The sequence below is a fragment of the Streptomyces tendae genome (assembly GCF_014650435.1).
GTDB classification, from domain to species: Bacteria; Actinomycetota; Actinomycetes; order Streptomycetales; family Streptomycetaceae; genus Streptomyces; species Streptomyces tendae.
The window spans coordinates 1-5,164 of record NZ_BMUY01000048.1 but is presented as its reverse complement, the minus strand read 5'-3'; the positions used below and the strand labels follow the sequence as shown (position 1 = coordinate 5,164).

General features: G+C 70.9%; 1 protein-coding gene. It reads right to left on the bottom strand.

Going from position 1 to position 5,164, the window contains the following annotated elements:
• Nucleotides 1-5,164, bottom strand: a 5,164-nt coding sequence (locus IE258_RS40320; protein WP_189750762.1) for a non-ribosomal peptide synthetase, incomplete at both ends; no start/stop codon positions are given.

The window sequence follows — 5,164 nt, the reverse complement described above, 5'->3', positions numbered from 1 at the left end:
TCGATGACGAGGGTGGGCGAGGCGTCGGAGAGGATGTGCGCGACCCGCTCCTGCGGATACTCCGGGTCCACCGGCACATAGGCGGCCCCGGCCTTGGTGACGGCGAGGAGGGCCACGATCAGTTCGACCGAGCGAGGCAGTTTGACCGCGACGAACGAACCCCGACCCACCTGCTGGGTGCGCAGCCATCCGGCGACCCGCCCCGACCAGGCGTCCAACTCGGCGTAGGTCAGCGATCGTTCACCGCATTCCACCGCCACCGCGTCCGGTGTCCGCCCCGCCTGCTCGGCGATGAGCTGAGGCAACGACGCCCCGCGCAGGCTGCGTGTTGCTCCCTGCCAGCCGGACAGGATCTGCTCCCGCTCGGCGTCCTCCAGCACCTCCACCTCGGACACCCGGAGGTCCGGGTTCTGGGCCAGGGCGGTCAGCACGCGGACGAAACGCTCGGTGATGGACTGTGCGGTCTCCCGGTCGAAGAGGTCGGTGCTGTAGTCCAGCGCACCACCCAACGTGGCGGACTCGGACTCCGAAGCGGGGCGCCGTTCGGCGAGTCGGAAGGACAGATCGAACTTGGCGGCGCCGATTCCGACCGGTCGGCTGCTCACTACCAGGCCGGGCAGGGAAGCGACGGCGGACGCCGCGCCCTGGTCCGTGTTGTTCAGGGTGAGCATGGTCTGGAAGAGGGGGTGTCGGGAGAGTGAACGCTCCGGGTTCACCGCTTCGACCAGCCGCTCGAACGGCAGGTCCTGGTGGGCGTAGGCGGCGAGATCGGCCGTCCGCACCCGCTCCAGCAGCTCCGCGAAGGTGGGGTCCCCGGAGACGTCGGTGCGCAGCACCAGCGTGTTCACGAAGAAGCCGACCAGCTTGTCGAGCGCGTCGTCGGTGCGGCCCGCGATCGGGGTGCCCAGCGGGATGTCCGTGCCCGCGCCCAGCCGGGACAGCAGCGTGGCGAGCGCGGTCTGGAGCACCATGAACAGACTGGACCTGCCCGCACGGGCGACGCGTACCAGACCGCCGTACACGTCCTCCGGCAGCTCAAAGGTGACCCGGTCACCCACATACGAGGCCGTGGCCGGCCTCGGGCGGTCGAACGGCAGCGAAAGCTCCGCCGGCAGATCCGACAACGAGTGCTTCCAGTAATCCAGTTGGCGGCCGGCCTCGCTGTCGGGGTCGTCCTCGGAGCCGAGGACTTCCCGCTGCCAGAGGCTGTAGTCGGCGTACTGCACCGGCAGCGGCGCCCACTCCGGGGCGGCGCCCCGCACCCGGGCCGCGTACGCCGCCGTCAGATCCTGGGCGAGGGGGCCCATCGACCAGGCGTCGCCCGCGATGTGGTGGACGACAGCGAGCAGGACGTACTCCTCTTCGCCGAGCTCGAACAGGAAGGCGCGCAGGGGCGGTTCCTCGCTCAGCTCGAAGGGCGCGCGGGATGCGCGGTCCACGTCCTCGGGCAGGTGTTCCTCGTCCGTGGCGGTCACCGTGAGAGACACCTCGGCGGTGTCCCGCACGATCTGGTACGGGCCCTCGGCGTCCTCCGCGAACACCGTCCGCAGGCTCTCGTGCCGGTCGACGACGTCCGCCAGTGCCAGCCGCAGCGCCTCCTGGTCCAGCGTCCCCGTCATCCGCAGGGCGACGGGCAGGTTGTAGGTGGCGCTGGGACCCTCGAAGCGGTGCAGGAACCACAGCCGGCGCTGGGCGTACGACAGCGGAACCCGGGCGGGCCGGGAGACGGTGGCCCGAAGCGGCTTCCGCGTGCCGGTCGCGTTGTCCAGCACGGCCGCCAGTTCGGCGACCGTGGGCGCCTCGAACAGCCGGCGCACGGCGATCTCGGTGTCCAGGACGGTGCGGATGCGGCTGACGAGTTTGGTGGCGAGCAGGGAGTGGCCACCCAGGGCGAAGAAGTCGTCGTCGATGGTGACCGAGCCGACGCCGAGTACTTCGGCGAAGAGGGTGCAGAGAATGTCCTCGCGGGGGGTACGGGGTGCGCGTCCCTCGCTGGTTCCCTGGTCGTAGTCGGGCGCCGGCAGAGCGCGGCGGTCGAGCTTGCCGTTGGGGGTGAGCGGGAAGGAGTCCATGGTGACGAAGGCCGAGGGCACCATGTAGTCCGGCAGGTGGGCGGCGAGATGCGCCCGCACCTCGGCCGTCTCCACCGCTTCGGCTGCCGGGACGAGGTAGGCGACGAGGCGCCGGTCTCCGGGACGGGCCTCGCGGACGAGTACGGCGGCCTGGGCCACTCGCTCGTGTCCGGCGAGCACGGTTTCGATCTCGCCCAGCTCGATCCGGAAACCACGCAGCTTGACCTGGTCGTCGACGCGGGAGAGGTACTCCAGCTCCCCGTCCACCGTCCAGCGGACGAGGTCGCCGGTGCGGTACATCCGGGTGCCGGAGGGACCGTGAGGGTCGGCGACGAACCGTTCGGAGGTCAGCCCCGGTCGGCCGTGGTAGCCGCGTACGACGCCGTCACCGGCGATGTAGAGCTCGCCCGGCACTCCGGCCGGAACGGGCCGGAGCGTGGCGTCGAGGACGTAGACGCGGGTGTTGGCGATCGGGCGGCCGATCCGCGGCCGGCGTGCACCGTCTGCGGTCACCGGCCATTCCGTGGACCAGATCGTCGTCTCCGTCGGCCCGTACAGGTTGATCACCGACATCGCCCGTTGGACGAGCGCCTCGGCCAGGTCGGCGGGCAGGGCTTCGCCACCGACCAGCACCCGCACCCCGGCCAGCGCCGAAGCGTCCTCAGCCAGCATCGCCCGCCACAGGCTCGGCGTCGCCTGCATCACGGACACACCCGCCGACCGCACCAAACCGCACAACGCGACCGGGTCCCGGACGACATCCCGCTCCGCGAGCGTGATCGACGCGCCCGACAACAAGGGCACGAAGAGTTCGAGTCCGGCGATGTCGAACCCGACCGTGGTCACCGCTACCAGGCGGTCCCCGGCGCCGAGTTCGAAGCGGTCACGCATCGCCGTCAGGAAGTTCACCAGCGCGCCCTGCGGCACGACCACACCCTTCGGGCGTCCCGTCGACCCCGACGTGTAGATCACGTAGGCCGGGTTCGCGAGAGCCGGGCGGGTCAGGGGCTGGTCGCCCGCGGGCCGCGACAGAGCCTCGCTGGTCTCGGGGGCGTCCAGCAGCAGCCGCGGTACGGCCGGTTCCTCCGGCAGTACGGGGTCCAGGTCGCTGATGGTGACGAGCAGGACGGGGTTGGCGTCGTCCAGCATGTACGCCAGCCGTTCGGCCGGGTACTCGGTGTCCAGCGGGAGGTAGGCGGCGCCGGTCTTCCAGACCGCGAGCAGGGCCACGACGAGGTCCACGGACCTGGGCAGGGCCACCGCCACGAACCGTTCGGCGCCGGCCCCGCGCTCGACCAGCACACGGGCCAGCCGCTCCGCACGGGAGTCCAACTCCTCGTACGACAGTGCTTCCCCGCCCGCGACCACGGCCTCGGCGGCCGGGTTCGAGGCAACCCGCTCCTCGAACAGCTCCACCACCGAACGCCCCGGCACCTCACGAGCTGTGTCGTTCCAGAGTTCGAGCAGGCGCCCGCGCTCGGCCCCGGTGAGGATCTCGATGTCGCCGACCTTGACGTCCGGGGTGGTGACCGCGTGGTCCAGGAACCGGAGGAGCCGGTCGACGAGGCCACCGGCGGTGACGCGGTCGAACAGGTCGGTGCTGAACTCCAGTACGCCGTGAAGGGAGGTCACCCGGCCGTGCGGGTCGCGGCGCTCCGTGTAGCCGAAGGCCAGGTCGAACTTGGCGACGGACGACTCGATCGGCTCCCGCTCGGCCCGGAGGCCGGGCAGGTCACCGAGGGAGTCCAACGCGCCCTGGTAGTCGGTGTTGTTGAGCGTGAGAAGCACCTGGAAGAGGGGGTGCCGGGCGAGTGAGCGTTCCGGGTTGACCGCCTCCACCAGCCGCTCGAACGGCAGGTCCTGATGGGCGTAGGCACCGAGGTTCCGCTCACGGACCCGGTCCACCAGCTCGGCGAACGTCGGGTTCCCGGAGGTGTCCGTGCGCAGCACCAGCGTGTTCAGGAAGACGCCGACCAGCTTGTCGAGCGCTTCGTCGGTACGGCCCGCGATCGGCGTGCCCAGCGGGATGTCCGTGCCCGCGCCGAGCCGGGTCAGCAGGGCGGCGAGCCCCGCCTGGAGCACCATGAACGGGCTCGCCTGAACGCGCCGGGCCACCTCACTGACGCGCGCGTACAGCTCTGCGGGGATTTCGAAGGGGATGCGGTCGCCGCGGTAGGTGGCGACGGCGGGGCGGGGGCGGTCGTAGGGGAGTTCGAGCTGGTCGGGGAGTCCGGTGAGGGTGTGGGTCCAGTAGTCGAGTTGGCGGGTGATCTCGCTGGTGGGGTCGTCCTCGGTGCCGAGGATGTCGCGCTGCCAGAGGCTGTAGTCGGCGTACTGGACCGGCAGCGGAGCCCACTCCGGGGCTGCCGCATCGCGCACCCGGGCCGCGTAGGCGGCCGTGAGGTCGCGGGCCAGCGGAGCCCGGGACCAGGCGTCACTCACGATGTGGTGCGTCAGCAGGAGGAGTACGTGTTCCTCCTCGGACAACGCGAAGAGCGAGGCACGGAACGGGGTTTCGGCCGCAAGGTCGAAGGGGTGACCGGCCGCCCACGTCAGGTCGTCACGCAGACGTGCTTCGTCCGTCTCCACGATCGTGAACTCCGGCCGGGCGTCGGCCGGGCCCCGGACGATCTGGTGCGCGCCCTCGGCGTCCTCCGCGAACACCGTGCGCAGGCTCTCGTGCCGGGTCACTACGTCCGCGAGGGCGAGCCGCAGGGCCTCCCGGTCCAGGGCTCCGGTGAGTCGCAGGGCCACCGGCGCGTTGTAGGTGGCGCTGGGTCCCTCGAAGCGGTTGAGGAACCACAGCCGCTGCTGGGCGTAGGAGAGCGGAATGCGTGCCGGACGCGGACTCACCGCGCTTACGGTGCGGCGACTCGGCGCGGTGTCCCTGCCCAGGACGGCGCTGATACCGGCGACGGTGGGCGTCTCGAACAGCTGCCGGATGGGCAGGTCTGCACCGATGTCCGTCCGGATGCGGCTGACCAGCTTGGTTGCCAGGAGGGAGTGTCCGCCGAGGTGGAAGAAGTCGTCGTCGATGGTGACGGTGTCGGTGCCGAGTACTTCGGCGAAGAGGGTGCAGAGGGCTTGTTCGT